24 protein-coding genes and 2 tRNA genes are annotated in these 26,396 nt (G+C 35.4%); 20 read left to right on the forward strand and 6 right to left on the reverse strand.

Going from position 1 to position 26,396, the window contains the following annotated elements:
* The first annotated feature begins 1 nt into the window (after position 1).
* From OOK97_RS00860 to dapA, 4 genes are all read left to right on the forward strand, one after another.
* A complete protein-coding gene (locus OOK97_RS00860; protein WP_264705397.1) occupies positions 2–817 on the forward strand; it encodes a hypothetical protein in 816 nt (271 codons plus the stop codon).
* A 13-nt stretch (positions 818–830) separates the two neighbouring features.
* Positions 831–904, forward strand: a tRNA-Arg gene (locus tag OOK97_RS00865).
* Positions 905–971: 67 nt separating this feature from the next.
* Positions 972–1,454, forward strand: a complete 483-nt coding sequence (ssb, locus tag OOK97_RS00870) for a single-stranded DNA-binding protein (RefSeq protein WP_010082448.1) — start codon at positions 972–974, stop codon at positions 1,452–1,454.
* Positions 1,455–1,463: 9 nt separating this feature from the next.
* Positions 1,464–2,345: a 4-hydroxy-tetrahydrodipicolinate synthase gene (gene dapA / locus OOK97_RS00875; RefSeq protein WP_264705398.1), complete on the forward strand. Its 882-nt coding sequence runs from the start codon at positions 1,464–1,466 to the stop codon at positions 2,343–2,345.
* A 38-nt stretch (positions 2,346–2,383) separates the two neighbouring features.
* Here the strand turns inward: dapA and ligA are convergent, their stop codons facing one another.
* Entirely contained in the window at positions 2,384–4,381 is a 1,998-nt protein-coding gene (ligA, locus tag OOK97_RS00880; RefSeq protein ID WP_264705399.1) for an NAD-dependent DNA ligase LigA, read from the reverse strand.
* 214 nt (positions 4,382–4,595) lie between these two features.
* On the opposite strand from ligA, the gene gltX reads away from it, so the two are divergent.
* From gltX to OOK97_RS00925, 9 genes are all read left to right on the forward strand, one after another.
* Entirely contained in the window at positions 4,596–5,918 is a 1,323-nt protein-coding gene (gltX, locus tag OOK97_RS00885) for a glutamate--tRNA ligase (RefSeq protein ID WP_264705401.1), read from the forward strand.
* An 89-nt stretch (positions 5,919–6,007) separates the two neighbouring features.
* Complete coding sequence (locus OOK97_RS00890; RefSeq protein WP_264374431.1) at positions 6,008–6,157, forward strand: hypothetical protein; 150 nt, start codon at positions 6,008–6,010, stop codon at positions 6,155–6,157.
* A 595-nt stretch (positions 6,158–6,752) separates the two neighbouring features.
* The gene (dnaE, locus tag OOK97_RS00895; protein WP_264705688.1) at positions 6,753–10,082 is read left to right on the forward strand and encodes a DNA polymerase III subunit alpha; all 3,330 of its coding nucleotides are present in this window, start codon (positions 6,753–6,755) and stop codon (positions 10,080–10,082) included.
* Between the two features lie 48 nt (positions 10,083–10,130).
* Entirely contained in the window at positions 10,131–10,904 is a 774-nt protein-coding gene (locus OOK97_RS00900) for a 30S ribosomal protein S6 (protein ID WP_253303428.1), read from the forward strand.
* Positions 10,904–11,179 (forward strand): 30S ribosomal protein S18, encoded by a 276-nt coding sequence (rpsR, locus tag OOK97_RS00905; RefSeq protein WP_007548890.1) that lies wholly within the window; start codon positions 10,904–10,906, stop codon positions 11,177–11,179. Before OOK97_RS00900 ends, rpsR begins: the two co-directional genes overlap by 1 nt.
* A 7-nt stretch (positions 11,180–11,186) precedes the next feature.
* On the forward strand, positions 11,187–11,741 hold the full coding sequence (gene rplI / locus OOK97_RS00910) for a 50S ribosomal protein L9 (protein WP_264705405.1): 555 nt from the start codon (positions 11,187–11,189) through the stop codon (positions 11,739–11,741).
* A 42-nt stretch (positions 11,742–11,783) separates the two neighbouring features.
* A complete protein-coding gene (locus OOK97_RS00915) occupies positions 11,784–11,981 on the forward strand; it encodes a hypothetical protein (protein WP_264705406.1) in 198 nt (65 codons plus the stop codon).
* On the forward strand, positions 11,978–13,270 hold the full coding sequence (purB, locus tag OOK97_RS00920; protein WP_038250082.1) for an adenylosuccinate lyase: 1,293 nt from the start codon (positions 11,978–11,980) through the stop codon (positions 13,268–13,270). Before OOK97_RS00915 ends, purB begins: the two co-directional genes overlap by 4 nt.
* Positions 13,270–13,342 (forward strand) — tRNA-Met (locus OOK97_RS00925). Before purB ends, OOK97_RS00925 begins: the two co-directional genes overlap by 1 nt.
* A 170-nt stretch (positions 13,343–13,512) precedes the next feature.
* On the opposite strand, the gene OOK97_RS00930 is transcribed toward OOK97_RS00925, so the two are convergent.
* Positions 13,513–14,793 (reverse strand): iron-containing alcohol dehydrogenase, encoded by a 1,281-nt coding sequence (locus OOK97_RS00930; protein WP_264705408.1) that lies wholly within the window; start codon positions 14,791–14,793, stop codon positions 13,513–13,515.
* 42 nt (positions 14,794–14,835) lie between these two features.
* On the opposite strand from OOK97_RS00930, the gene dapE reads away from it, so the two are divergent.
* Positions 14,836–16,032 (forward strand): succinyl-diaminopimelate desuccinylase, encoded by a 1,197-nt coding sequence (gene dapE, locus OOK97_RS00935; RefSeq protein WP_182320691.1) that lies wholly within the window; start codon positions 14,836–14,838, stop codon positions 16,030–16,032.
* A gap of 221 nt (positions 16,033–16,253) precedes the next feature.
* Here dapE and nth read toward each other — a convergent pair whose 3' ends face one another.
* Complete coding sequence (nth, locus tag OOK97_RS00940; protein WP_006279797.1) at positions 16,254–16,892, reverse strand: endonuclease III; 639 nt, start codon at positions 16,890–16,892, stop codon at positions 16,254–16,256.
* 27 nt (positions 16,893–16,919) lie between these two features.
* The gene (gene icd, locus OOK97_RS00945) at positions 16,920–18,347 is read right to left on the reverse strand and encodes an isocitrate dehydrogenase (protein WP_006279798.1); all 1,428 of its coding nucleotides are present in this window, start codon (positions 18,345–18,347) and stop codon (positions 16,920–16,922) included.
* A gap of 145 nt (positions 18,348–18,492) precedes the next feature.
* On the opposite strand from icd, the gene OOK97_RS00950 reads away from it, so the two are divergent.
* Positions 18,493–19,029 carry an RDD family protein gene (locus tag OOK97_RS00950; RefSeq protein WP_006279799.1) on the forward strand — a complete coding sequence of 179 codons (537 nt, stop codon included), beginning with the start codon at positions 18,493–18,495 and terminating at the stop codon, positions 19,027–19,029.
* Between the two features lie 22 nt (positions 19,030–19,051).
* The gene (locus OOK97_RS00955) at positions 19,052–19,528 is read left to right on the forward strand and encodes an RDD family protein (RefSeq protein WP_006279800.1); all 477 of its coding nucleotides are present in this window, start codon (positions 19,052–19,054) and stop codon (positions 19,526–19,528) included.
* A 166-nt stretch (positions 19,529–19,694) separates the two neighbouring features.
* Here OOK97_RS00955 and rho read toward each other — a convergent pair whose 3' ends face one another.
* Positions 19,695–21,098 (reverse strand): transcription termination factor Rho, encoded by a 1,404-nt coding sequence (gene rho, locus OOK97_RS00960; RefSeq protein ID WP_007549497.1) that lies wholly within the window; start codon positions 21,096–21,098, stop codon positions 19,695–19,697.
* Positions 21,099–21,297: 199 nt separating this feature from the next.
* Entirely contained in the window at positions 21,298–21,900 is a 603-nt protein-coding gene (locus tag OOK97_RS00965) for a cell cycle transcriptional regulator TrcR (RefSeq protein WP_274979679.1), read from the reverse strand.
* Positions 21,901–22,231: 331 nt separating this feature from the next.
* Here OOK97_RS00965 and OOK97_RS00970 point away from each other — a divergent pair, with 331 nt between their 5' ends.
* From OOK97_RS00970 to OOK97_RS00985, 4 genes are all read left to right on the forward strand, one after another.
* Positions 22,232–24,040 (forward strand): peptidylprolyl isomerase, encoded by a 1,809-nt coding sequence (locus OOK97_RS00970; RefSeq protein ID WP_236514542.1) that lies wholly within the window; start codon positions 22,232–22,234, stop codon positions 24,038–24,040.
* Between the two features lie 401 nt (positions 24,041–24,441).
* On the forward strand, positions 24,442–24,762 hold the full coding sequence (gene rpsP / locus OOK97_RS00975; RefSeq protein ID WP_006279266.1) for a 30S ribosomal protein S16: 321 nt from the start codon (positions 24,442–24,444) through the stop codon (positions 24,760–24,762).
* Between the two features lie 10 nt (positions 24,763–24,772).
* Positions 24,773–25,759: a polyprenyl synthetase family protein gene (locus tag OOK97_RS00980; RefSeq protein ID WP_264705412.1), complete on the forward strand. Its 987-nt coding sequence runs from the start codon at positions 24,773–24,775 to the stop codon at positions 25,757–25,759.
* 61 nt (positions 25,760–25,820) lie between these two features.
* A complete protein-coding gene (locus OOK97_RS00985) occupies positions 25,821–26,390 on the forward strand; it encodes a nucleotide exchange factor GrpE (protein WP_012673267.1) in 570 nt (189 codons plus the stop codon).
* Positions 26,391–26,396: the final 6 nt, after the last annotated feature.

Below are 26,396 nucleotides of genomic sequence, written 5' to 3' on the forward strand. Positions count from 1 at the left end.
GATGAACATAAAGCTGTTTTTTATTTTTACGCTACTCATTTCCAATGTTAATGCATATTGCAGTTGTGAAGATATCATAGAAAGCATAGAAATTTGTAAGGAGTATTCTTGCCGACAATATATTGGCAATGAAGATTTTATTGAGCATAAAATATTAGGATTAAATAGTGGAAATTTATGCGTATATATAGAAAAACAAGGTAATGATGAAATGGTTTGTCATCATTCTCAGTATGGAATGATGATAGAAAAAAGATATTTTGAAAGTATTCTTAAAGTTGGCAATCAAGAAATCGACGATTTTATTGATATAGCAAATTTGCGTGCAAAAGAGTGTTTCTTTATCAACAATCAAAAACTAAGCTATACAGATCGGGACGATATAATAAGAGAAGCAGTGGAAAGTGACTTTGACGTTTTGTCACAATATAGTAACGTAAAAAGCATTTTTTTTGATGAAGAGCCAGTTAATAGAATGGTCAATGAAATGGAAAAGTTCAATTTACGATCTTCAAGAGCTGTAAAAGAGGAGGTATCAGATAATTTCAACGGTAAGGTAGTGAGTTTAGACTCAATTTTATATCTTTCTCCCGATACATGGAAAATATGGGTAAATGGAAAACTGTTTATAAATACTCAGGATTTAAAAGTGCACTCAGTCACTGAAAATTATGTAACTTTTGTATGGACCGTAGATCAAAAAGCAATAAAAAAGCATGCGAATGATTCTCAAAATGTATATTTTGGATATGGGAGTATTATGTTTACGCTTTATCCAAAACAAAAATTTGACTTGGATGGCTTATCTATTAAATAACTTAAATATATATGCGCTTGTAGCTCAGTTGGATAGAGCGTTGCCCTCCGGAGGCAAAGGCCGTGGGTTCGAATCCCTCCAAGCGCACTTTTAATTAAATTTGACAATAGTATTTTCACATAAGATAATAAAAGGATTTATTTAGAGCATAATTATGTCTGGTGGTACCATAAACAAAGTCATACTAGTTGGTAATTTAGGAAAAGATCCTGAAATTAGGACTACACAAAATGGAAAAGAAATGGCAAGTTTTTCAATAGCCACGTCTGAAAGTTGGACTGACAAACTTTCCGGTATGCGCTCTGAAAAGACAGAGTGGCATAATATCGTAATTTTTAGTGAAGGATTAGTAAAAATCGTCAAAGATTTTGCACGCAAAGGCAGTAAAGTTTATGTTGAAGGTTCTTTGAGAACTAGAAAATGGACTGACCAAAATGGTGGTGAAAGATACACAACAGAGGTGGTTCTATATAATTTTAATAGCGCTCTTACTCTCTTGGATTCACGAAATAGTGCGCCAAATTCTGATTACAAGCCAAGTGAATACAAACAAGGTGAAACAGAACAAAAAGATAAACACGAAAGTTTTGACAACGATATAAAAGATGAACTACTCGACGATGAAATACCATTTTAACAATTTAAATTGAAATCTACATTTTTATGGACTGCTTGTGTTACTCCTTTTAATTGCAATGGGGATAGCATAGATTATAGCAGTTTGCAGCGTTTACTGACAATGCAAGTTAAAGCTGAAAATGGCGTAGTGTTGCTAGGTAGCACAGGTGAGAGCCTATCGCTTACTGATTCTGAAAAGCGTACATTAGTTGAATTCGTATGTAAGCTAAAATTAAATACGAAAATTATAATTGGCGTACCAGGAGTGAATCTATATCAGACTCTTGAATGGCTTGATTTTTGCAAGGGTATGCCTATTCATGGCTATCTAATGACAACTCCCATTTATGCAAAGCCCGGAATTATGGGGCAGACTTTATGGTTTGAAAAGCTGCTTGAGAAAGCACATGTGCCGGTTATGTTTTACAATATTCCATCAAGAGCAGGAGTGAGTCTTCACGCTGAAACTGTACGCAACTTATCCAGCCACGAAAAATTTTGGGCTATCAAAGATTCAAGTGGCACTGTTGATACTTTAGCTCAGTATAAGAAAGTTGCACCAAATATTGAGGTCTTTTGCGGAGATGATAATATGATATCTGATATGGCCGCTTATGGTGCGGCTGGCCTGGTTTCCGTTGCTGCCAATGTTTGGCCACGCATAGCGCATGAATACGTTAAGAAGTGCCTCAATGGCAGGAACCCTCAGGCAGATATCTGGCAACAGGCTTGCGAAGCGTTATTTATTGCCAGCAACCCAATACCCACTAAAGCACTTTTGCATGATATTGGGCTCATAGAACATCAAACTGTCCGCCTACCACTCAGCACAGAAGACTTGCCTTCTGTTGAAAAATTGAGGCAAGTCAATAAAATGATTCTTGGATGGAAAGAATTGGCTACTCTCTAAATAGTCTTGCAACTTTGATTTAATATACAATCCAAGTGTCATTTGAACACTCCCAAACTTATCACTTTATGCCACTGGTCTTCATCTAAAATTTCTACACCTAATTCCACTGCCTTTTTATATTTGGATCCTGGTTTTTCTCCTGCAATTAGGTAGTCAGTTTTAGCAGAAAGATGTGAGCTGACCTTTGCTCCTAGAGTTTTGGCTCTTACTTTTGCCTCTCCTCTACTCATAGCAAGTAGCTTACCAGTAAACACTATAATTTTATTATTTAAAACAGAGTTACTAGAGTTGGAGCTCACAGGAAGAATTTGAAGACAAGCAGTAAGATCATTTAACATTTTGATGTTATGTTCCTTAGAAAAAAATGATTCCAAAGATTCAGCCACTTTTTTTCCTATGCCGTCTATACCCACTAGCTCAGTATTATCTGATGACAGTTCAATCATCGAATTATACCAATTATCATAAGAAACATAATAATCTGCAAGCAATTCTGCTGCAACTTGGCCAATAAATCTAATACCTAAAGAAAATATAAACCTATCTAGAGTTATTACCCTTCTGCTTTGTATAGCATTTAATAAATGAGCTATTGATTTCTTGCCCCAACCAGACTGTTCTTCCAGATTAAATTCATCCAATCTTTCTTCTAAAGTAAAAATATCGGGAATTTGTTTTATCAGACCAAGGTCGTAAAAAAACTCTATCTGCTTATCACCAAGGCCAACAATGTCAAATGCATCTTTCGATACAAAATGCTTTAGTTTTTCTATTATTTGAGCTTTACAGGCAAATTCCTCAGGACATCTTACTGCAGCCTCTCCCTCAACCTGACGTACTTTACTACCACATTCAGGGCATACTTCAGGAAACACAAATTCAGGTGTATTTGGAAGACGAGAATCTCTGCTTACTTCAACGATCTGGGGAATTACATCCCCTGCCCTTTTGATTGTTACAATATCTCCCTCTCTTATGTCTTTACGTTTTATCTCATCTTGGTTATGCAGACTTGCTCTACTAACTAGCACCCCACCAATATTGACTGGCACTAAATCTGCAACTGGAGTTAAAACCCCTGTTCTGCCCACCTGTATAAATATCTTATTTAACTTTGTTTTTGCATAAACCGCAGAAAACTTGTATGCAAGTGCTGAGCGCGGTGCTTTGTGAGTATTCCCTAGACGATTTTGTAGTACCAAATCATTTACTTTATAGACTATTCCATCAATATCATAATCCAAGTTATAGCGACAGTTATAGACTTCGTTATAGAACTTCAGCATTCCATCTAAACTACTCGTTAAGGACTGATGCTCATTTACGCAAAAACCAAGTGCCTCAAGCTTATTTAGTACCTCACTTTGACTTTTCTCTGCTCCACCAATCAAAGAATAAGCAAAATATCTAAGAGGTCTGCTTGCTGTAATGTTTGCATCCAATTGCTTTAGAGAACCAGCGGCTGCATTTCGAGGATTGGCAAATTCATCGTTTTCATTTAACTTTAAAAAGTCGCTGTTACTGATGTATATTTCACCTCTTACTTCTAGTCTTCCTTGCACACCTTGCAAAAACTTAGGAAAGCCTTTTATTGTTGCAACATTGTGAGTGACATCTTCCCCTACAAAACCATCACCTCGAGTTGCAGCTTTAACAAATCTTCCATCCTCATAAATTGCAGAAAACGACAACCCATCAATTTTTGGTTCACATAATATCTCTATTTTGTCCTCAATTAAAAACCTCTTTATTTTAGACAAAAATTTCTCTACACCTTGTTCATCATAAGCATTCTCAAGGGAAAGCATAGGTTCTTGATGTTCCACCTTAGAAAACCTCTCATCAGGTGGAGCACCAACACTATCTTGTGTTGCATAAGCTTCTGGAAGTTGTGCCTCTATTTCAGCTAACTTTTTCTTCAGTTCATCATATTCAGCATCACTTATTTCTGGCTTATTTTTTTGGTGATACAAAACATTATGATAATTTATTTGATCTTGCAGTTTTTCTCTCATCTTTTCTAAGTTAGTCATGATACCAATATAATGCTACATTAGCCTTTGTCGTCAAGCTGTGAATTTTCTTGAATTTATCATATGGTCTTAATCCATCAAATATCAAAGGTGCCACAATGCTATAGCCATACTTATTCTTCTCTCGCTCAATTGTATTAGCAGATCTCACTTGCTTTAGCCATATATTTATATAAAATTAAAATAAATTAGAGTAAACAATATTGCTGTTTAAATGCTAACAAGATTCGCTCCAAGCCCAACTGGCTACCTCCACGTAGGAAACGCACGAACTGCCTTGGTTTGTTGGATGTACACACGCAATCAAAATGGAAAATTTTTACTCCGTTTTGATGATACTGACCTTCAGCGTTCAGATGTCAAATATATAAATGATATCATACAAGATTTGAAATGGATTGGTATCAATTGGGATGCAAGTTTCAAGCAATCAGAGCGCTTTGAGCGTTACAATGAGGTGTTTTTGCAGTTAATAAAAGAAGGGCATATTTATGCATGCTATGAAACAAGAGAAGAGTTAGACATTAAACGAAAATTGCAGTTAAAACAAGGACTTCCCCCTGTATATGACAGAAGCGCGTTACTTCTAACTGAGCAAGAGAAAATTAGTTATGAGCAAGAAGGAAGAAGACCACATTTTAGATTTAAGTTGGATAGAAATGAGGTTGTTAAATGGAATGATGAAGTTAAAGGTGAAATAAATATTGCAACCAGTAGCATAAGTGACCCTGTGGTAAAAAGAGAAGATGGAATTTACACATACATGTTACCTTCTGTTATTGATGATGTTGACTTTAATGTAACCCATGTTGTACGCGGGGAAGATCATGTAACTAATACCGCAGTTCAGCTCCAAATGATTAAAGCATTAAAAGCGAAAATCCCTACATTTGCTCACCTTTCTCTGCTACATTTTGATGATAGCAAGATATCGAAACGGAAAGGCGGGCTGGATATCAAGTCCATAAGAGAAAATGAGACTGAACCAATGGCGCTAACTAGCTATTTAGCAAAACTTGGAACATCCAATCCAATCGAAGCTTGCGCCTGTATGCAATCTTTAATTGACTCATTTGATATTAAAAAATTTAGCTCAGCATCTGCACAATTCAGCTTGAGTGAAATGTATAAGCTAAATAGCAAAGTTCTGCAACAAATGCCATTTGAAATGGTGCAAGACCGTTTGAGTCAAATTGGAGTGGACTGCTCAGAGTTTTGGTATTTTATAAGGAACAATATAGAAAGATTTTCTGAGGTGGCTAAGTGGTGGAAAATATGCAAATCCGATATAGAGCCTGTGATTCTTGATAAGGAGCTTATAAAAATTGCGTTCAATGCATTGCCCCAAGGTGATTGTAATGAAAACACGTTGTCAGAATGGGTCAAAACTATTCGACAAACAGTGGATATAAAGGCAAAAAACCTATTTACGCAGTTGCGTTCAGCTTTAACAGGAACAGAAACAGGACCAGAGCTCGCTAAACTATTAATTTTTATCGGCAAAGAAAATATCATTGCAAGGTTAAAAGAAAAGTGAAAACTAAAGAATTATAGCTAATGCAATCCCTACGTCATACCGCGATTCATTCGCGGTATCCCTTAGCCGCTAACAAAGCGGGATGACGATTGTCAGGGTGTCATCCAAGTAGCCTCTTTCTTGTCATCCCAGTGCCCAGACACTGGGATGACAAAAAAAGGAGCACTGGAATGACAGCAATCTACGTCATACCGCGATTCATTCGCGGTATCTCAGCCGCTAACAAGAGATCCCGCTAACAAGCAGCGGGATGACGGTTGTCGTTTAGCCATAAACATTAAGAAATTTACCAAATGAAAAAAAAGGCAAAAGAAGCCCCGTGGTTATTATCCGCTTTAAAATATTGGCGTTTTTTATGTTTTAAACGCTTGACAAGCGAGATTCAGCCGCTTTTAATTGCAACTAACTTACGCTGCAAATGTTTAAGAAATTTACTAAGCAGAAAAAAAGACAAAGAATCCCCGAGTTAGCTAGTCTTTTACTATCTCTGTCGAGTATTGGCATTTTTTGATGTCTTGTAACGCTTTATAAGCGCGTTCAGCTTATTTAGATAAAAATCTAGATGTAGATGAAGTTTTGTAAAGACATACAGTATCTATATACTGCAAAAAATTAAACATAAGACGCCGATACATTAAGTAATCCTTACCTTTTAATCTGCAGATTGGCGAAAGCAAATACAATAGCTTCACTATCATGATAAGGGAGCTGGCGGAGTTTGTCAAGTAAGTTTTTGTATTTTAATTTTAGAATTTTATAGGCTTTTGTTCTCATGAAAATTATGTTCTCATGAGTAAATTAATGTTATCCTTTTTTGTTGATCTAAAGTTTCTTATGTTCATACACTTACGTGTTCATAGTGTTTATTCGCTGCTTGAAAGCTCGGTTAAAATTGAGGAGCTGATCGGCCTTTGTTTGCGCAATAAAATGCCAGCGGTTGCAATTACTGATTCAGGTAATTTATTTGGTTCACTTGAGTTTGCAGAATATGCAGCAAGTAGAGGAATACAGCTAATAATAGGATGCAATATTATAGTTAAACATTCAGAACAAAATTTACCTATATTATTGCTTGCAAAAAATGAGCAAGGGTACACTAATTTAGTCACTTTGGTGAGTGAGTCTTTTAGAAAGCGCAAGAATAACAGCGATATTCCTTACGTTGATTTTGATGAGCTATTGAATTTAAGTACGGGTCTGATCGCTTTAACCGGTGGATGTTTGGCTCAACTATTGTTGGGGCAAGATAAAGAAACGGTTGAAAAACTGCTTTCAGCATTCAATGGTCATTTATATGTTGAATTGCAGCGTCATGGGCTGAGCAAGGAGCTAGAGCTTGAAGAAACTTTAATAGATTTTGCTTATCAGCACAATGTACCACTGGTTGCAACGAACGATGTGTTTTTTCCAAATAGGTCTGACTATGAGGCTTATGATATATTAACGTGTATATCGGAGGGGAGTTATGCCCTGGAGAATAACAGAAAGAAGTTAACTACCGAGCATTACTTCAAGTCTGTGGCAGAAATGGAGGAGCTGTTCAGCGACATTCCCGAAGCAATTCATAACACTTTAGTGATAGCTAAGCGGTGCTCTTACATGCCAAGAAGCAGGCAGCCTATTTTGCCTAAATTTCCTTGTCGAGAAAATAAAACTGAGAATGAAGAACTGAGGGAGCAGGCAGTTGCAGGATTAGAATTCCGTATTGCGAATGAGACAGACATAGACCTTAAACAATACTACGATCGGCTGAATTACGAACTGAGTGTGATAACTTCGATGAACTACGCTGGCTACTTTTTGATAGTTTCTGATTTTATTCGTTGGAGCAAAGCAAATGGCATTCCAGTTGGTCCAGGAAGAGGCTCTGGTGCTGGATCAATTGTTGCTTGGGGCTTGCAGATTACAGACCTTGATCCAATAAAGTTTGGCCTAATATTTGAAAGATTTTTGAATCCTGATCGTGTATCGATGCCTGACTTTGATATCGATTTCTGCCAAGAGAAAAGGGACCTGGTTATTGATTATGTTCAGAAAAAGTACGGTTATGTTGCTCAAATAATCACTTTTGGTAAATTGCAGGCAAGGGCAGTATTGCGTGATGTTGGTAGAGTATTGCAAATGCCTTACTCTCAAGTGGATAAAATATCTAAAATGGTTCCATTTAATCCAGTAAATCCTGTAACTTTATCACAAGCGATAGAGTTTGATCAAAACCTGCAGAAAGAGCGGGATAGTGATGAAGTAATTGCAAAGCTCCTTGCTATATCTCTTAAGCTTGAAGGGATATATCGTCACGTTTCAACTCATGCTGCTGGAATTGTAATATGTGATCAAAAGTTGGAAAATTTTGTTCCTGTGTACTACGATCCAAATTCGGCTCTGCCAATCACTCAATACAGCATGAAATATGTGGAGAAAGCTGGGCTAATAAAATTTGATTTTCTTGGACTTGGTACGCTAACGCTAATAGATCATGTGTGTCGTTTAATTAATCGTGATAGACAAAAGATCGATATTTCTTCAGTTTCTTTAGATGACCAAAAAACCTATGAGATGCTCTCAAGCGGTGATTCAATTGGAGTGTTTCAGCTTGAAAGTTCGGGAATGAGAGAAGCTTTAATTAAACTAAAACCGGACTGCATTGAAGATATTATCGCTTTAATTTCCCTTTATCGTCCAGGACCTATGGATAACATTCCAACTTATGTTGCAAGAAAGCATGGACTTGAGAAGCCAGATTATATTCATCCGTTACTTGAAGGAGTGTTAAAAGAAACATTTGGGGTAATAATTTACCAAGAACAAGTGATGGAAATAGCCCGTATTCTTTCCGGGTATAGCTTAGCGGAAGCAGATCTGCTAAGACGTGCCATGGGTAAGAAAATTAAGGAAGAGATGGATAAACAACGTGAACTTTTCATCCAAGGGGCAACGAAGAATGGCGTTGATTATGACAGGGCAAGTTATATCTTTGACCTTGTTGCAAAATTTGCTGGTTATGGGTTCAATAAATCTCATGCTGCAGCATATGCGGTTATATCTTATCAAACGGCTTACCTTAAAGCTAATTATCCATTAGAATTTTTTACAGCACTAATGAATCTGAATATTGATGATAGAGATAAACTGAATTTATTTTATCATGCAGCAAAGTTTAGTGGCGTTACCGTTCTTCCACCTGATATAAACAAGTCTCAAGCTGAATTCTCAATAGAGGATGAACGCATACGTTATGGTATTGCTGCCTTGAGGAATGTTGGTTTTTCTATAGCGGAAGGAATAGTGAACGTACATTCAAGCGCTTGTAAGGACATATGGGAATTCATTCAAAATTCAGGTCATATAATAAATAAGAGAGCGCTAGAAAGCCTGATTAAATCCGGAGCATTCGATAGCGTGCATAAGAACAGAAAGCAGCTATATGAGTCAATGGACACGCTGATTTACTTTGCAAATAAAAACAAACAGGATAGAGAATCAAGTCAAGCTGCTTTGTTTGGTAGTCTTGATGTCCTCAAACCGAAACTTGAGAATGTGGAAGATTTTGATGAGGAGGAAAAATTAGAACATGAGTTATTTTCACTAGGATTTTATTTAACTAATCATCCGCTTGAAAAATTTAGAACTCTTCTGGAAAAGTTAAATATTGGGTTTATCGGAGAAAATAGAACAGCAAAAACTGCTGGGGTAATATTAAATGCACGTATGAGAACTTCAGAGCGTGGAAGGTTTGTTATCCTCACACTTTCTGATCCCCATAACGTTTCTGAAATAGCATTCTATAATAATGAAATAATAGAAGAAAAAAGAGATTTATTTTCACCAGGAACATTTGTGATAATTGATCTTGAAGCTTCGGAAAATACAACAAGATTGGCAGGCAAAGATATATCTGAGTTTACAAAAAGAATCACTTCTACAATAAAAGAATTAGTTCTCACCACTGAGTGCACGGATTCGCAAAAAGCCGCTATGGAATTAAACGCAATATTGAAAGATGAAGGCAGAACCAAAATAATGCTAAAACTTCTTCTCGAAAAACATAAAGTGAGCATCTTATTACCAGGTGCGTACTCAATTGCTCCTCAAGTTATGTATGAAATATCTAACTTAAGCTGGATTAAAGGCGTAGAAATTAACACAAATAACTTGCTTATATAAAAAAGCTTTATATAATGAAATATTTAATCGGTATTAAAGGAAGATATAGTGAATCTTTATGAATTTACTTTTATAACACAACAAGGATTATTACAGCAAGAAGTAGAGGAGATGATCCAAGAGCTAGCTGTTTCATTGAAAAATATTAAAGCAGATGTTATGTTCCAGCAAATCAGGGATATTCTGAAAAAAGGAAATGACAAGCTTACAACACAAGAGTTAGAAGTGCGTGCTGAAAACATTAAAGAAGGTCTAGTTGCTTACTCTGATTTCTTGGAAGATCTTACAAAAATTTTATGGGTTGAATTGGAAGAAGATCTTTCAAATTTGAAAGAAGTGAAGTCAAAAATCGATAAAGAGTTGAAAGATGACCTAAAAGATTTAGGAATAACGCAAGATTTTACAAAATTTCTAGGAGGCAGTACTAAAAGTGCGTTTATCCATAACGCAGTAAATGCTTTGAAGAGAAATATTTCAGAACATCTAATAAAGATTTTTCAAGATATTTTGAAAGATTTTAGAATAAACGGTCCAACTCAATCGAGCAAAGCGTTGGAAATGCTTTTGAAAAACATTGAAGCATCAGGATTAATCAAGTATGAACATTGGGGTCTTTTGGATTTTGCATATCACAAAAATAAAATGAAGAGCGGTCATTATTGTATAATGTGCATAAGTTCTACTGCAAGCATTCTGGATGAATTTATGCGTAGAATGAAACTTAATGAGAACGTTATTCGCCACTTTCCTGTGCAGGTTGATAAAATTTTTGAAGGTAAATCTCATATGATGAATAAACAAATTGAGGAGCAAAGCGCATAATGATGAAAAGACGAAATAGTTTTAATAATTCTTACGTATCTGTAAATAATAGGACTGGCTTTAGGCGTTCTAAAGTTTGCCCTCTTGCTGCGTCTAAAGATGAAGACATAGATTATAAGAATATAGATTTATTATCCAAGTTTACCTCTGACTATGGTAGGATATTACCTAGAAGATTAACAGGCGTATGTGCAAAAAAACAAAGGAAGTTACGCTTAGCGATCATAAGGGCACGTTTTTTAGCTCTTATTCCTTACTGTACTAAAAAAGTTTAGGTAATTTATGTTGATAATTTTAAAGGAAAATATAAGGACTTTAGGTAAGCTTGGTGAAGTTGTCAAAGTTAAACCAGGTTATGCACGTAATTTTCTTTTTCCACAAAGAAAAGCGGTGAAAGCTACCAAGGAAAATTTAACAAAGCTAGAGGAGCAACGTTTATTACTGGAAGAAGAGAATATAAAAAGATTAAATGTAGCAAAAGAGCTTGCATTGTCACTACATGATAAGTTTGTGGTATTGATAAAGCAAGCTTCAGAGGATGGTAAAATTTTTGGTTCTGTAACAACACGTGAAATTGCGAAAATTTTACTACAAGAAGGACATGTGATAGATCACCGTAGTTTATCTCTTGGTGGAGTAAGCATCAAAAACTTGGGTGAATACCAAGTAAACGTAGAATTACATAGTGAAGTAGTAGTACCAATTACTATATACGTCGTAAAATCCGAAACAGATGCAAATGAGCTAAGGCAAGTAAAATTGCAAAATCAGAAGTCTGAGCAACAAGAGGCAGAGCAAGATGCGAATAAAGAAGCTACTGATGGTGATGATAGCTGATCAAAGATGATCCCTTGTTATAGTCGTAAAGAAATGTCTGCCATGGCTAAGCTGGTGTCATCCCAGTGCTCCCCTCATGTCATCCCAGTGCGTGACACTGGGATCCAGTTTATTTCATCATGGACATTATTTTATGCTTCTAGAATCCGTTGTCCATTGAATAATTTGCAAATACTTTTATATCTGGATTCCAGTGTCACGCACTGGAATGACACCATTATTGGAATAAATCAAAAATGATTCCCCGCTATAGCAGAAAAGAAATGTCTTCCATTTGGGAGGAAAATAATAAATTTAATATATGGCTTAAAATAGAAAAATTAGCGTGTGAAGCTCAAGCAAAGTTAGGAGTGATTCCGAATAATATTGCTGAGAACCTCTCTGGTGCTATTGAATTTGATGTTGAATGTATCAACGAAATTGAATCCATTGTAAAACATGATGTTATAGCTTTTCTGACATATGTTGCTGAAAAAGCGGGAGTTGATGTTCGTTATCTTCATTATGGAATGACAAGTTCTGATGTTTTGGATACATGCCTTGCGGTGCAACTGAAAGAGTCCTGTGATATTTTGCTCGAGAATCTAAAAAATTTACTTGCAGCATTGAAAAAAAAAGCTGAGGACTATAAAGATATTGTTTGTGTTGGACGCAGTCACGGAATGCATGCAGAACCAACAACTCTTGGAATAAAATTTGCCAGATTTTATGCTGAATTTAAACGCAATTATCAGAGATTAATTAGCGCGCAAAAAGAGATCTCAATTTGTAAAATATCAGGTGCAGTAGGCAATTTTGCAAATGTTGATCCGTTTGTTGAAGAATATGTAGCGAAAGAAATAGGACTCATACCTGAAATCATATCGTCTCAAGTCATTCCTCGTGATAGACATGCTATGTTCTTTTCAGTTTTGGGAGTGATTGCAAGCTCAATAGAAAATGTTGCTGTTGAAATTCGTCATTTGCAAAGAACTGAAATCGGCGAAATTTCTGAGCATTTTTCCACTGGGCAGAAGGGAAGCTCTGCTATGCCACACAAATGTAATCCTATTTTAAGTGAAAATCTGACTGGACTCTCACGTTTAATACGCAGTTATGTTTTTCCTGCGTTAGAAAATGTTGCATTGTGGCACGAACGTGATATATCACACTCGTCTGTGGAAAGATGCATTGCTCCTGATGCTTGTATAACAATGGATTTTGCTTTAGTGCGATTAACAGATTTGATAGATAAATTGGTGATCAATAAGGAAAACATTGAAAAGAACTTAAATTCTTCAAAAGGTTTAGTTTTCTCACAGCGTGTATTGCTTGAGTTAGTAAATAGTGGTTTGGCGAGGGAAGAGGCGTATAAAATTGTTCAGAGCAATGCAATGAAAGTGAAACAAAACAACAGTGATTTTCTGGCCGAATTGAAACAAGATAAACCCTTACTTAAGGTTATTAACTCGGAAAAACTTGAATCTTTGTTTGATTTGAAGTATTATACGAAACATATAGATCGTGTGTATAATAAGGTTTTTAATTAGGCTGAGTAGCTCAGTTGGTAGAGCAGGAGGATCATAATCTCTTGGTCGGGGGTTCAAGTCCCTCCTCAGCCACTCGAACTAAACTATGTTTAGCAAAGCAGTGCTATTGGTGAAACCCAGTGTCAGTTACTTGGAATGAGTTGTATATCCACTCAGGTGAGGAGACAATGGATAAGAGATTGTGAAAAGGGTTTAGCTTTTGGCCTATGATCTCTTTAAATGACAGAATTTCACTACAAAACTTAACTTTCTTCTATGCAGTTAGCTAAGTCAAGAAAGGTGAATCTATCTCTTGTTGTAAACGCAAGATCGACCACTTTACAATATTGTTCTTTATTCCAACTGAGGTGCTCTGGTAAGTGTGGAATTGATAGATCTTCAAATATTTTTTGCAGGTGTTTTGCAGGTAGTAAATTTTGCTTAATTAAACTGGAAATATTAGGCCATTCTTTACAAATAATCTCTTGGATTTTTTGCTGCATAATTTGCTTCTGTTCAAAAGTTCTTACAAATTCGATATTATCAAAGCACTGAGTTATATGTTTTACATCTAAAGTGGTCGGTTTGATAATCGGGTTTTGTATTGATAATATCTTTTCCTGCAAATTAGCCATGGTAATCGTCGTAACAGCAATTTTTTCGCCATGTAGTAAGGAATGATCTCTTGTTACCATTTCCATTGCGTGAGCTATCATATGCTCTCCTTGGCTTGCAGAATAGCTGCCTTTTGATATTACCATTCCAAGTCCTGAAATTAGTAGAACTTCCATAAGTAATAGGACCACTTTTCTACTTCTTTTAGTAAGCGCCGTATACTCTCTTAGCAAAATTTGCTCCAAATCGCGAACAAGTGTAAAAGGTAATTCATTGTATTCTGTGCCAAGCAACAAATGAGATAGTAGCCAGTCAGCCTGAACTGTTGAACGACAAATGAAATCTGCAAATCCGCTTAATGTGAGACGCAGTGGTGCATTGGCAAGTATGTCTATATCTATATATACTGCTCTTGGAAGATGTGCTTTGAACGATTTTTTATATCCATTTACTAATATTGAAGCATTTGCAGAGGTATATCCATTCATAGAAGCGGCTGTTGGGAACGATATATAATCTTTTTTCTCGAGGTAGCTTGCATATTTGCAGATATCGTTAACAGTGCCGCTACCAAATGCAACTATTAAGTCACTGTCTTTTGCTTTGTTTCTAACTAGATTTACGGTTTCAAGAGAGGCAGCTCTGCTTGGTGTCATGCAAGTAGCTGACACTGGGATCCAGGAAAACAACTTATGGATCCCAGTGTCACGCGCTAGAATGACAGGTGGAGCTGGAATAATTAAGTTAGGAATTTTATTAAGTACGTTTTTGTTTAAAAGTTTTGCTGTATTTTTATCTGTAACTAGAAAGACGTCATTTCCGTGTCGTGTGCATATTTCATAGATATCATCAGCAAGGTAGTAATCTGTTATTACTTCCCTTAGAAAAGTTTGTTCGGTTTGATGTAATATTTGTTTTAAATAGTGCATAGAGTGTTTACAATATAGCAGTATAAGTATTTTAAGATTGACATGAAAATTGACCCTGTAGAGCTAACTAGGAAATTGATCTCTTTTGAGAGTATAACACCAGAAGACAGCGGGGCAATAGAGTATATAGCAACAATCTTCAAGAAGAGCGGCTTTGATTGTGAGATTTTAGAATTTGGTGATAAAGTTAAAAATCTTTATGCGAAATATATAAATGGAGTACCAAATTTGTGCTTTGCTGGGCACGTTGATGTTGTACCACCGGGTCAGTTAAAAGATTGGGCATTTGGTCCATTTAATCCAGAAGTGAGGGATGGAATGCTATATGGAAGAGGGGCCGCTGATATGAAAAGCGGAGTAGCTGCATTTATTGCTGCTATGGTAAATTTGATTGCAGAGAAGTTTCAATTTAATGGTTCGATAAGTGCATTGATTACCAGTGCTGAAGAAAGCATGGAAGAATATGGAACAAAGGCAGTTTTGGAATGGATGAAAAATAAGCAGAAAAAGATAGATTTTTGTGTGGTTGGCGAACCAACCAGTAGTAAGAAATTAGGTGATACCATAAAAATAGGCAGAAGAGGTTCTGTAACATTTGAATTAATTTGCCATGGAAAACAAGGGCACGTTGCCTACCCAGACCTAGCAGATAATCCAATATATAAGGTAATATCGATATTGAGTAAGGTAAAAAATACTACTTTTGATCATGGTAATAAATATTTTCAGCCTTCACATTGCGAAGTTACTACTATCGATGTTGGAAATAATACTAGCAATCTAATACCTGGCTCAGCAACTACACGTTTTAACATTCGATATAACAATGAACAAACACCGGGTGGCTTATATAAGCTGATTGATGAAATATGCTCTAGTGTAACTAACGATTATAAGCTTTTTATGCATAGCAGCAGGGACGTTTTCCTCTCTACTCCCGATAGGAATACTGATATTATGCTTGATGCAATAAATAAAGTTACCAGTATTGATGCTGCGTTGAGCACAAGTGGTGGCACATCTGACGCTGCGTTTATCAAAGATGTTTGTCCAGTGATTGAATTTGGTATAATCAACAAAACTGCACATCAGATAAACGAATGCGTATCAGTAAACGATATACACAAGTTAACAGCTATATATAAGGAATTTATAGAAAATTATTTCAATCCCACTAATAAAATATTGAATCAGGTCAACGTGGTTAGTAATATATCTAGTGGTCCATTGTTAGCTTAGATGTAATCAGATCTCTTGCATAACTGTTGTTTGAATAATATAGCCTTTCTTATAATAGTCCGAATGCGATAAGATATGTGTTTATGGCTATAGCAGGCCAGTAGCATATTACGGTCTGTTCGGATTATTGTAAAAAGAGCTATAACTTGTATCATTCCAGCAAAATGTGTCAAGTAAGTTTTTTCGTTTCTATAGCTACTTGGATGACAAAAGAAGAAATACTAGACTTTATACCTTTTGCACTCAAATTCACATAAATCATGAATTATGCACGTTTCACACGAAGGTTTCTGTGCTTTGCAAACATATCTACCATGCAAAACTAGCCAATGATGAGCATAAAGCAGGTATTTTTTGGGAACCACATTTAAAAGAGATTGCTCTGTTTTAAACACATCTTTTTCTTTCACAAGCCCAATTCTATTGCTCACTCTAAAAACGTGAGTATCAACTGCCAATGTTGGAATGCCCAGCCCCGAATTTAAGAACACATTAGCGCTCTTTCTCCCCACTCCAGGCAAAGACACCAAATCATCAAAATTAGTAGGTACTTTGCTGTTGTATCGTTCTACCAATATTTTACTAAGCCCGATTATATTTTTTGCTTTGGAATTATATAAACCAATACTGCTTATGCATTTTTTCAGCTCACTCTGCCCAAAGCTCAGCATTTTTTCTGGCGTATCAGCGATATTAAATAGTTCTCTTGTAATTTTATTAACGCTTACATCAGTTGTCCGCGCTGATAAAACTATCGCAACCAGTAACGTAAAATGATTGGTATAATTTAGCTCTATTTTTGGCGCAGGATTTGATTGTTGAAACTTTTCAAATATTAGTTCTACTTTTTTTGAGTCCATTTCATTTACCACACCTCTTTTAAATATTTAAACAAAGAACCCCTCTTTCCCATCATACAAATACAATTTGTCCATTCTCACCACGTCAAAATTGTGTTCTTCAAGTTTGATTAGCAAGTTATTCACATCACTATTTGTAATAGCTTGCTTTTCATTATTTGCGATAAACCTACAGGTTATTTGATCACTTGAAGGTTTTGAGTTTCCTGGCCAAATCGCAAGACCTTTTGAGTATATTGCTATCATTTGCAGATTACTCGATTCAAATAACCTAACTATTTGGTCAAAGTTGCTGGATTTGTCCCAAGCAAGCGCTATATCACTACCTACTAGCTTTTTGGTTTTATAGTCCTGTTCATAGCTATTTTGTATTTCACTTATTTTGCTATTTGTACTGCTACCGACTGTAAGCTCAGATAATGTTTTCGGTTTTTTTCCTAGATTATCTATAACGGCTTCTGCAAATTCTTTGGTACCAATTTTCTGTTTACTCTTTTTCTCTTTATATAAATCGGCGGTATGTATTCCATCCTCCAAAGTCTTGAGCCATGCATCGTAAATTAGTTTTGCAGTACTCACTTGACTGATGTAGACCAACATATGCACTGCAGCATTCAAAAGTCCAGAAGGATTAGCTATGTTTTTTCCTGCAATATCAGGAGCAGAACCGTGCACTGCTTCAAACATTGCATATTCATTACCTATATTGCTACTTCCAGCGAGTCCAACAGATCCAGAGGTTTGCGCCACAATGTCCGATAATATATCGCCATATAAGTTCTCGGTTACTATAACATCGAAATTCTCCGGTTCTGTGGCAACACGTGCCATCCCAATATCGACTATATAATGTTCTGCCTTTATGTCCGGGTATTCCTTTGCAATACGATCAAACGCCGCATGGAAAGTTCCGTCAGTCATTTTCATTATGTTATCTTTAGTAAGACAAGTTACCTTCTTTCTACTATGTTTTTTTGCATATTCAAAAGCGTACCTGCATATTTTTTCTGAGCCGGATCTAGTAATAATTTTAGTGCATTGGTAAGAGTCACCAGTGAGCCTGTGCTCTATTCCGGTGTAAACGTCCTCTTCATTTTCACGTATTACTACGATATCAAACTTATCGAATTTATTTTCTATAACAGGATGATATGAAATGCATGGTCTGATATTTGCATACAACCCTAGATTTTTTCTGAGTGCAACGTTTAAGCTTTTGTGGCCTTTACCTTGAGGAGTTGTTGTCGGAGATTTTAATAATATTTTTGTCCTTTCAATTGATTCCCAACCACTTGGAGAAATTCCGTGAGACCATTCTTTACTATAAACACGCTCCCCTATTTCAATAATATCTATTGAGATTTTCGCTTCTGCTTCGCGCAATATCGACAGCACCGCTTCCATGATTTCTGGTCCGATACCGTCGCCATATGCAACTGTGATTGGTGTTGACATAACTTCCCTAGTTATAAATGATTTAATATTAATTTAAATAATAGAGTGGCACAAGTAGCTAATATTACCCAAGTTAGTATATTTACGGTTATTTAATAACGTATTTTTATATTATATGATGATATTATGAAATATAGGTGGGGTTATGAATACTGAAATAAATGTTAAAGTAAATTATGTAGGATTTACAAGGCGTATTGTAGCAGAAATACTTGACCTCATCATATTTTCCCCTCATTTTATCTTCGGTTTTATCTATGGTGTATTCATCGTATCATTACAAGATCAAGATAAAGACTCTTTTCAGGAACTTGCACAACTAGCAACAGAAATACCATTTATAGTTTCTACAGTGGTCGCAACATTAGTACTAACAATATCCAAAATATTAATGGTAACAAAACTTGGTGGTACCCCAGGAAAACTATTGTGTGGTATGCATATTAAAGATGCTAATACATTTACAAATGTTACCCTTATGCAAGCAACAATAAGATGTATTTCTAAGGGAAGCATCTGGATTATTTTTCGCTTTTTGCTTCATCTGCATTATCATGGTTATACTTTTCTATATCTTTTAATTGTGCTAATTTTATTTTTGTTTGCAGTATTTGATCAACGCAAACAGACTTTTTACGATAAAATTGCAAAAACAGTAGTGATAGACTATAAATCTAGTTGATATTTTTCTTTATAGGTAGTACATGGATAAAAAAGTAAACTACTCAACGATGACAAGACGTACTCTAGCATTTATAGTTGATTGTATTTTATTTATCGCAATACCATTTGGTTTAATGGCGGTGGGTTTCTCACTTACACACGCAATACAAGGGATCATGGGTGCAATAATTGTAATCACCACGATTGTATTTTCTTTATTTTTAATGATACCATGTATATTTCATATATTCATGCTAGTAAAATTTGGCGGCACTCCAGGACACTTGTTATTTAGCATGCGCGTAAAAGACAAAGATACATTTGAGTCAATCACTACAATGCAAGCAATGAAAAGGACTATAGCTCTTTTTATAATTTATTGCATATCACTTTGTAATCCCATTTTATTCTTAGCTATACTAATCTTAGTTTTAGTATGTGCAGTAGGTGATGAACATAAACAAGCTTTTCACGACAAAATTGCAAACACGGTAGTGATAGATTATAAACCTAGTTGATATTTTCCTTTAGCTGTCTGCCACCAAGGGTGTCATTCCAGTGTCACGCGCTAACTTAAGGTAAATTGCCAACTTAACTATAAATATATTTTGGTAAATCCAAATTATTTTAGCTATAAGAGCGTTTTACTTTTTGCTCAGCATATCCATCATAACTGGCTTACTTTTAGTGATTCATGGAGTTAAAAAAGTCAGCATTGCTCTTTGTTAAAAGTAGTTTGTCACGTAAAAATTCCATTGCTTCAACGGGTCCCATAGGATTGAGTATCCTACGCACCACCCATATTTTATTTAGTATAGCCTTATCAACTAATAGCTCTTCCTTCCTTGTTCCGGATTTTGTAATATCAATAGCTGGAAATATACGTTTATCAGAAAGTTTTCTATCAAGTATGATCTCAGCATTTCCTGTACCTTTAAACTCTTCAAAAATAACTTCATCCATTTTTGAACCAGTCTCTATAAGAGCTGTGGCGATTATAGTTAAAGAACCCCCATTCTCAATATTACGAGCTGCTCCAAAAAAGCGTTTTGGTCTCTGCAGTGCGTTTGAATCTACACCACCAGTTAGAACTTTCCCAGACGAAGGAATAACCGCATTATAAGCACGTGCAAGTCTAGTAATATTGTCAAGTAGAATTACCACATCTTTTTTATGCTCAACCATTCTTTTAGCTTTTTCTATTACTATTTCAGCAAGCTGTACGTGACGGTAAGCAGGCTCATCGAACGTAGAACTTACTACCTCACCTTTTACAGAACGTATCATATCTGTTACTTCTTCAGGTCTTTCATCTATAAGTAACACTATTAATTCTACTTCAGGGTGATTTATAGCTATAGAGTTAGCCATTTGCTGAAGCAATACAGTTTTTCCTGTGCGAGGTGGAGCAACTACTAACGCTCTTTGCCCTTTTCCAAGAGGAGCTACTATATCTATAGCACGCATGCTTAAGCCTTTTTTATCATCACCATTATTACACTCAAGTACTATGCTTTCCTCAGGATAAAGAGGAAGCAAATTATCAAAATGGACGTACTTTCTTAATTCACTTACTTCAGTAGAGTTTATACTTTGAACCTTAGTTAAAGTAAAATATCTCTCTTTATCACCAGGTGGCCTTATTTCTCCATATGCCATATCTCCTGTACGTAAATTAAACTTCTTTATTTGCCCGTTAGAAATATAAACATCATCGGTACTTGGGGCATAATTTGCACTTGCTGAACGTAAGAAACCAAAACCATCAGGCAATATTTCCACTATTCCACTCCCTGTGGTTATGCCTCCTTCTTCACTCATTTTTTTCATTAAGCTGAATATTATTTCCTGCTTTAGCATTCTACCATTGCTTTTACCGTTAGTTGAAATTTTTCTTTCTTCAGCTAACTCTAACAATTCTTCTGCTGTTTTCTCTTTTAATTCGCTCAGATCTAATGTTTTTCTGTTTTTCTCAGTACCTTCATTGACCATCTGTTTTACTGTATCGTTATTGTAAATTTGCTCACTTTTTTCAGGTTGAGCTGTAACCTTTCCTTTTGCCAAAACATCTTCATTGATTGTTGTCATAATCCTCCAAAAATTTTAATTGATGCTTACTAACCTAAAATGTGACTATAAGATAATAAATTAGGCTGAGTTAGTTTCAGTGCGTATTAAGCTTAATTATCATTAAACCCCGTACTTTACTTACATTATACTAATAAACACTAGCAAGTCAAGTTAATTTAATGTTAACAAAACACAAAAATTTGAGGATTTTCAATAGCTATTCTTTATATTTTTTTAACCTTTCTTGCTTCTCCTCTTCTACTTTTGCTTTTTCCACTTCTGCTTCTAAATTTTCTTGACTACATAAGCCGAGTAGTACAGGATCTTGGGGTTTTATATTTTGCATGTTATGATGAGATCCATCTCTTACCTGCTCAACTGTGTAATTTGTTGTACTAATTAATTTAGCTATAACGTTATCGTCCAAGATAGGAAATTTTTTTACTAAATAATAAATCGCATCAGGTTTATCTCTACGTCTTGCCGTAGAGGCAAAGCCAAGAATGCTACCAATCGCTTTACTTCTTTTTTTTATATTTTTTATAATCAAATTTGGTACACGATTTGAATTTTTTTTGCAATCATCGATTTCTTTTTCAGTAATTATTCCAGAAATAATAGGGTTATATTTTTCTACTTCTATTTCCTCATCAGCTATGTCTTGTACTTCTTCAAGGGCCAATCTGCAACATTGTGCTATTTGATTAAAAGTTAAACCAGTGTTGTCTACTAACCAAGCAGCTATTTGCACTAGAAACTGTTTATTTCTATCGTTATTGCCCTTAGAAGATTCCATTGACATCAAAAAAGCATCTCCCATTTAAAGTATCCCTTACTGTTATACAGAGCTAAAATATAAACTATTAAAACTAAAAAAGCATTAATTTTGTCATTCAATAACTTTTTGTTTGTCACTTCCCACCTCTTAAGTTAATTAAATGCGCTTACCTTTAAGCATATTTCAAACAAAATATTTCCCCTTCCTAAGGTATAGTATAACTCAGTTAAACATATGTTCCTATTTAAGATTAGAGAGTTAAATTTTAAGTTAATATATTGTAATATTATATATATTAGCTAATAAAGCAACAGGTTTACAAGCATTAAATTATCACTATTCTATAATTAATCATTAATTAACTGGGTTTAAAATGAATGTTAAAAATTTTTTCACTAAAGTAACCGTTGTCCTTTTAGCTTGCTTGTTAATCTTCATGGGAATTGGCAACCTTTTATCAGGTGATGATGAAAAAGAAGAGGTAGCTAGGGTTGGAAAAGAAGTTATAACGTCAGATGAGTATAAATCACTATATCAAAATTATGAAAAGCAAATTTCTGGATCTGATGCGAGTAGAGAACAAGTAAAAAAGCTGAAATATGATTTGCTTAACGCACTTATAGAGCAAAAACTATTGTTTAACCTAACTAGTGAGCTGGGGTTGACAGTTGGAGAAGAATCTATAAAAAACCATATTAAAAACACCAAATACTTTCAAAATGATAAAGGTGAATTTGACAAAAATAAATTCTATGAAACGCTAAATGACCTGCATATGACAGAGAAAGAGTATATAGCAAAGCTAGAGAAAGTCCTGCCTGCAATGATGTTCATGACTTCATTATTTAAAGATAATTATCCAGTAACTTTTGGCGAGAAAATTGATGAGCAGATATACAAAAGTCGCTACCAAACTAGAGTAGTTGATATTGTTAAAATAACTGAAGATGCAGTTACAAACATTCCTGAACCAGATGATCAAGCCTTACTTGATTTGTACGAAAGAAATAAATCCCATTTTTATTATCCTGAGTATCGAACTGCGCAATATATTTCCCTAGGCCAAAAGTATTTTGAAGATCAAATCAAGATCTCAGATGAAGAAGTTGATGGTATAATAGAACAACAAGAACTTAAAAATCAAAGAGATATATTCAATGCAATATTTTCTACCAAAGAAGAAGCTGAGACAGCAAGAAGAGCATTTGAGGAGGGTAAAACAAGCTTTGAACAGATAGTAGAAGAGTTTGGCAAAGCAAAACTTGAGGAAACTAGAGTAAATAATATAACTAAGGATTTTTTACCAGAAGACGTGAGAGAGAAGGTATTTGCTCTCAAAGTAGGTGAAGTAAGTGAAGTTTTAGCAAGCAGTTTTGGTTGGCACATAGTAAAAGTGGAAAGTGCGCATCAAATCTCTGATGAAGACTTAGTTGATTTAAAAAAAGACATAAAGTCAGTTCTAACTAACCAAAAGTCTTTTGAAAGAGTCAATGATTTCATAAACCAAGTGAACTATAAGATATACAATGGTTCAGAAATTGAAGAAATATTGAGTGAATATAATTTACCTATACAAACTATTGGTCCAGTAGATGCGAGTGGAAAAGATCAAAGCGGTAATAACGTAGGAGATTCTGGTGATTTGATTTCTTTCATTTTTTCGCGAGAAAAGGATCAGAAAGGTTATTTTAAGGGCGTTGGGGACGCTGTTGTTAGTGTAAAAATCGTCGATATCGTTCCACCCAAATTGCAAAGTTTTGAAGAAGGCAAGGCATTAGCGGTAGAGCTTTGGCGTAGTGAGTTTATAAAAGAAAGAATGTTTAAATTCGGGCAAGAGGTTGCAGTTCAACTAAGAGAAAAAACAGATTTGGAAGAAATTCAAGGTGTGGAATTAGTTAAAGGTCAGCAGATGCACCGCAATAAAGTGGATCAACAAAACTACCCCTTTTCTTTTGTAGAAGAGATTTTCAATATGAAAACAACTGGTTCAGTGACAGATCCTATTCAATACAATAATGAAATTATAATAGGTGTTCTAAAAGAAATGCATTCATCAAATGGCAAATTAAACATGCTTGACACCGGAAAACGTGTGATGATATCGCTAAAAGAGCAATTAATTAGCTATCTGGAATCAAAGTATAAAGTCGAAGTTAATCACGCTATACTTGATGATATATAATCAAAAATCTTATAAGTTGCTTCAAACGCATCCAGTGCCCAGACACACAACTGTACGAACATTGCGATTTGAGAGCAATCTTCACTAGAAAGGATGTCATCCCAGTGCCCAGACACTGGGATCCAGGAATTTTATTAAGTTGGTAAGCATAAAAGTAGCCGTTTTATGTTAAAATACAACGTTTTAATGATTAAAAAAAGGCTGGATTCCAGTGTCAAGCACTGGAATGACACCATTTGCTGTGCAATTTACCTTCACAAATGAATGTTCGTATAGCTGTGCACCCGGCACTGCCCTACATTATTGGTAATTATATTATAAGGTGCAAAAGTTGTATAATTCATTTGACTTAAAACGGCTCATTGTATAAAATTGTGGCTAATATATGAATAAAGGTTAACATGGCAGTTAAAATAAGGTTGGCGAGGTTTGGCGCAAAGAAACGCCCTTTTTATAGGATAGTTGTAGCTGATTCACGAGCACCAAGAGATGGGCGTTTTATTGAGAAAATAGGACAATATGATCCAATGTTACCAAAAGACAATAAAAATCGTGTTGTGGTGAAAGCTGATAGATTAAAACATTGGCTAAGTGTAGGCGCGCAGGCAACTGAAAGAGTACTGTGGTTTATCAAAAAAGGCATAGTAACTTTAGAAACAGAACCAAAGAAAACAGAAAAGAAGAAAGTAGAGAACGAGAAAGCACAAGGGCAAGAGGCATAAGTCTCTTAAAATGCTAAATACTGATTTAACAAACAGCGATAAATTAGACGATATTGTATCTTCTGATTTGTCAGCTATGAATGACTTTGTCTTCAAAAATGTCAATGATGAAGATGCTAAGCTTGCTACTGATATTATATCTCATCTTGTTAGGTCAGGTGGAAAAAAAATAAGGCCTAAACTAGTTTTTATTATATGTAAAATGCTAAACTATTCTGGGGAGAATAGGATCAACGTTGCTGCATCGGTAGAGTTTATACACAATGCTACTTTACTTCATGATGATGTGCTCGATGAAAGTGAGGCACGCCATGGAGTTAAAACAGCGAATAAGATTTGGGGAAATAAATCAAGCATTTTAGTTGGTGATCTATTGTTGACTCTAGCATTTAAATGGCTTATAGAGTGTGGAAATTTAAATATTCTCTCTATTTTATCTAAAGCATCGCATTTACTTGTGAAGGGTGAAATAAAGCAGATGACAGCACGCTTTGACCCCCACACAGTCAGGGAAAATTATTTTGATATCATTGGAGAAAAGACAGCATCTTTATTTTCTGCATGCTGTGAAGCTGCATCAACAGTATCTGGTGCAACAAATGACGAAACAGAGAGGCTAAAGAATTTTGGTTTTAATTTTGGTATGGCATTTCAAATAGTTGATGATATGCTCGATTATACTGCTAATCAAGGCACTTCTGGAAAACAAGTCGGAAAAGACTTTTTCGAAGGTAAAGTCACCTTACCTGCTATTATAGCATACGAAAAGGGCAGTCCAGCAGAGCAAACATTCTGGGAAAAATGCTTTTCTTCAGCTAGACACAATTTTAACCAAGCATTACACTATATTAATCACCATAATGCCATTCAGCTTTCTATGGAAAAAGCTAGACACTACATTAATATGGCACAAAATGATATTAGTACTTTTTCTGATTCTTTTTATAAAACTACTTTAATTAACTTTTTAAATGCGAGCATAGAAAGACGAATGTAGCTGGCGCTTGATATTTTCAGATTAATTGTTATATATTTATTAGATTCTTAAGGGTAATGATATGTCAGATAGCAGTAAGGAGAAAAAGAAGAAGTTTGCTGATATGGTAAGTAGGCAGAAAGGTGACGACCAACAAAGTGATAACCATAAGCAAACTGATGATTTAAATGAAGATCTCAATACATTAAAAGAACGTGCAGTTCAGCTTGAAGATCATTTACGCCGTGCTGTTGCAGATAATGAAAACGTCAAACGTATAATGCAAAAGCAAATTAGCGATGCAAGTGACTACGCAGTCACAAAACTTGCACGTGATATGATCGACTCGTGCGACAATTTAAAAAGAGTAATGGAAATTTTGAAAGACGGTGATCCTGTTCATGAGGGGATTAAAGTAGCTTATCAAAAAATTATAAATGATCTAAAAAAACATGGAATAGAGGAAGTAGATCCACTTGGTGAGCTTTTTGATAGTAATTTACACCAAGCTGTTGTGGAAAGAGAAGACAATGAAAAAAAGCCTGGCACCATTGTAGAAGTACTACAAACTGGTTATACTATCAAAAATAGGTTGCTCCGTCCTGCAATGGTTATTCTTTCTAAGAAATCTGCTGATTGTGGAAGCGATTAGCATGAG

Source organism: Wolbachia endosymbiont (group A) of Gymnosoma rotundatum (assembly GCF_947250765.1).
GTDB lineage: Bacteria > Pseudomonadota > Alphaproteobacteria > Rickettsiales > Anaplasmataceae > Wolbachia > Wolbachia pipientis.

Bases quoted from the DNA above. Each gene is read 5' to 3' on its own strand.
- rho (WP_007549497.1), bottom strand. From the start codon at position 21,098: ATGACAACAATCAATGAAGATGTTTTGGCAAAAGGAAAGGTTACAGCT.
- icd (WP_006279798.1), bottom strand. From the start codon at position 18,347: ATGTCAACACCAATCACAGTTGCATATGGCGACGGTATCGGACCAGAA.
- purB (WP_038250082.1), top strand. From the start codon at position 11,978: ATGATTCCCCGCTATAGCAGAAAAGAAATGTCTTCCATTTGGGAGGAA.
- gltX (WP_264705401.1), top strand. From the start codon at position 4,596: ATGCTAACAAGATTCGCTCCAAGCCCAACTGGCTACCTCCACGTAGGA.
- OOK97_RS00915 (WP_264705406.1), top strand. From the start codon at position 11,784: ATGGCTAAGCTGGTGTCATCCCAGTGCTCCCCTCATGTCATCCCAGTG.
- OOK97_RS00950 (WP_006279799.1), top strand. From the start codon at position 18,493: ATGAATACTGAAATAAATGTTAAAGTAAATTATGTAGGATTTACAAGG.
- OOK97_RS00860 (WP_264705397.1), top strand. From the start codon at position 2: ATGAACATAAAGCTGTTTTTTATTTTTACGCTACTCATTTCCAATGTT.
- OOK97_RS00930 (WP_264705408.1), bottom strand. From the start codon at position 14,793: ATGCACTATTTAAAACAAATATTACATCAAACCGAACAAACTTTTCTA.
- dnaE (WP_264705688.1), top strand. From the start codon at position 6,753: ATGTTCATACACTTACGTGTTCATAGTGTTTATTCGCTGCTTGAAAGC.
- OOK97_RS00965 (WP_274979679.1), bottom strand. From the start codon at position 21,900: ATGGGAGATGCTTTTTTGATGTCAATGGAATCTTCTAAGGGCAATAAC.
- OOK97_RS00980 (WP_264705412.1), top strand. From the start codon at position 24,773: ATGCTAAATACTGATTTAACAAACAGCGATAAATTAGACGATATTGTA.
- ssb (WP_010082448.1), top strand. From the start codon at position 972: ATGTCTGGTGGTACCATAAACAAAGTCATACTAGTTGGTAATTTAGGA.
- rpsP (WP_006279266.1), top strand. From the start codon at position 24,442: ATGGCAGTTAAAATAAGGTTGGCGAGGTTTGGCGCAAAGAAACGCCCT.
- OOK97_RS00955 (WP_006279800.1), top strand. From the start codon at position 19,052: ATGGATAAAAAAGTAAACTACTCAACGATGACAAGACGTACTCTAGCA.
- rplI (WP_264705405.1), top strand. From the start codon at position 11,187: ATGTTGATAATTTTAAAGGAAAATATAAGGACTTTAGGTAAGCTTGGT.
- rpsR (WP_007548890.1), top strand. From the start codon at position 10,904: ATGATGAAAAGACGAAATAGTTTTAATAATTCTTACGTATCTGTAAAT.
- nth (WP_006279797.1), bottom strand. From the start codon at position 16,892: ATGGACTCAAAAAAAGTAGAACTAATATTTGAAAAGTTTCAACAATCA.
- ligA (WP_264705399.1), bottom strand. From the start codon at position 4,381: ATGACTAACTTAGAAAAGATGAGAGAAAAACTGCAAGATCAAATAAAT.
- OOK97_RS00970 (WP_236514542.1), top strand. From the start codon at position 22,232: ATGAATGTTAAAAATTTTTTCACTAAAGTAACCGTTGTCCTTTTAGCT.
- OOK97_RS00985 (WP_012673267.1), top strand. From the start codon at position 25,821: ATGTCAGATAGCAGTAAGGAGAAAAAGAAGAAGTTTGCTGATATGGTA.
- dapE (WP_182320691.1), top strand. From the start codon at position 14,836: ATGAAAATTGACCCTGTAGAGCTAACTAGGAAATTGATCTCTTTTGAG.